Here is a 2,004-nt window from a genome sequence, read left to right as displayed (position 1 = left end):
CCGCCGCGACCGGCCGGCCCCGCGGCGCGGCCCCGGCCTCACCCTCGGCCCGAGCCGGCTGTCCCGCGCCCTGGCCCTGGCGGCCCTCGCGGTGATGGCGCTGATCTGGCTGCTGCCGATGGCCTGGGCGGTGCTCACGGCGTTCAAGTCCGAGCAGGACGCCAGCGACCCGCTGCACTGGATCCGGCCGCAGGGCGGCTTCACCCTGGACGGCTTCCGCACCGTGATCGAGCGCGGCGACCTGCCCCTGTGGATGCTGAACAGCTTCTTCATCGCGGCGGCCGTCACCGTCATCACCGTGGGCGTGTCCGCGATGGCCGGCTACGCCTTCTCCCGCACCCTGTTCCGCGGGCGGCGGTGGCTGTTCACCGTCACCATGGCGTCGATCCTGGTGCCGCCGCAGCTCCTGATCGTGCCGTGGTTCCAGCAGATGCTCACCCTGGGCCTGGTGGACACCTACGCGGCGGTGATCCTGCCGCAGACGGTCGCGCCGGTGATGGTCTTCATCCTGAAGAAGCACTTCGACTCCCTCCCGCGCGAGCTGGAGGAAGCCGCCCGCATCGACGGCGCCGGCCACGCCCGGATCTTCTGGTCGGTGGTGCTGCCGCTGTCCCGCCCGATGCTCGCCGCGGTGTCGATCTTCGTGTTCATCGGCGCGTGGAACAACTTCATGTGGCCGTTCGTGTCCACGTCCGACCCGGAACTGATGACCCTGCCGGTCGGCATCACCGCGGTGAAGGACGCCTACGGCGTCAACTACGCCCAGACGATGGCGTCCTCGGTACTGGCCGCGCTGCCTCTCGTGCTGGTGTTCGTCTTCTTCCAGCGGCACATCGTGAAGTCGGTGGCGACGACCGGCCTGGGCGGTCAGTGACACCGGTCCGGTGACACCCGGCCGGTGGCGTGCCGCAAGGGGCCGCGGCCGGGTGAGGCGTTAGCGTCGGGGCATGGCCGGTGATCGCCGCGGATGGCGGGTGTGTCTGCTCGGCGGGGCGGTGTTCGCGGTGTGCATGACCGGCACCACGCTGCCGACCCCGCTCTACCCCCTCTACCAGCAGAAGTTCGGCTTCTCCGAACTGACGGTCACCGTCGTCTACGCCGTGTACGCCTTCGCGGTCATCGGAGTACTGCTGCTGGCCGGCAACGCCTCGGACGCCGTGGGCAGACGTCCGGTGCTGCTGTGGGGCCTGGGCTGCGCGGCCGCGAGCGCCGTCTGCTTCCTGTGCGCCACCGCACTGGGCTGGCTGTACGCCGGACGGCTGCTGTCGGGACTCTCCGCCGGACTGTTCACCGGGGCCGCCACGGCGTACGTCATGGAGTCGGCACCGCCCGGCGGGGCCTTTCGGGCCACGTTCGTCGCCACCGCCGTCAACATGGGCGGCCTCGGCTGCGGTCCGCTGCTCGCCGGAGTCCTCGCCGAGTACGCGCCCTGGCCGCTGTACCTGCCGTTCGCCGTGCACCTCGCCCTGGTGGCCTGCTCGGCCGCCGTCCTGCTGCGACTCCCGGAGACCGTGGCGGAGCGCCGCCCGCTGAACACCGTACGACCGCAGCGGCCCGGCGTGCCCCCGCGGGTGCGGCCGGTGTTCGGGCCGGCGGCGACCGCCTCGTTCGTGGGGTTCGCCCTGTTCGGCGTGTTCACCTCCGTCAGCCCGGCCTTCCTCGCGCGGTACCTGGACGTGACCGACCACGCCGTGAGCGGGCTGGTCGTGGCGCTGGCCTTCTTCGCCTCGACCGGCGGGCAACTGGCCGCCGGCCGGGTCGGCACGGTCCGGTCACTGCCGCTGGGGTGCGCCGGCCTCCTCGCCGGGCTGGCGCTGCTCGCGGGCGCGTTGTACGGGGACCTGCTGGCGCTGGTGGTGCTGAGCGCGGTCACCGGAGGGTTCGGCCAGGGGCTCGCGTTCCGCGGCGCGCTGTCCGCGGTGAGCGGGGCGTCCCCGCCGGACCGGCGCGCGGCGGTGATCTCGACGCTGTTCGTGGTGGCCTACCTGGGCATCTCGGTGCCGG

2 protein-coding genes are annotated in these 2,004 nt (G+C 72.6%); both read left to right on the top strand.

All coding sequences use genetic code 11. From position 1 onward, the window contains the following. The coding region (locus B7767_RS29525) for a carbohydrate ABC transporter permease (protein WP_085574826.1) at positions 1-874 on the top strand (874 nt) is incomplete at its 5' end. 73 nt (positions 875-947) lie between these two features. Next, positions 948-2,004 (top strand): MFS transporter (locus B7767_RS29520; RefSeq protein WP_085574827.1); only part of this gene is annotated, 1,057 nt, incomplete at its 3' end.

Source organism: Streptomyces sp. 13-12-16 (genome assembly GCF_002114215.1).
Lineage (GTDB): Bacteria > Actinomycetota > Actinomycetes > Streptomycetales > Streptomycetaceae > Streptomyces.
This window is presented reverse-complemented; position numbering and strand designations above follow the sequence as displayed.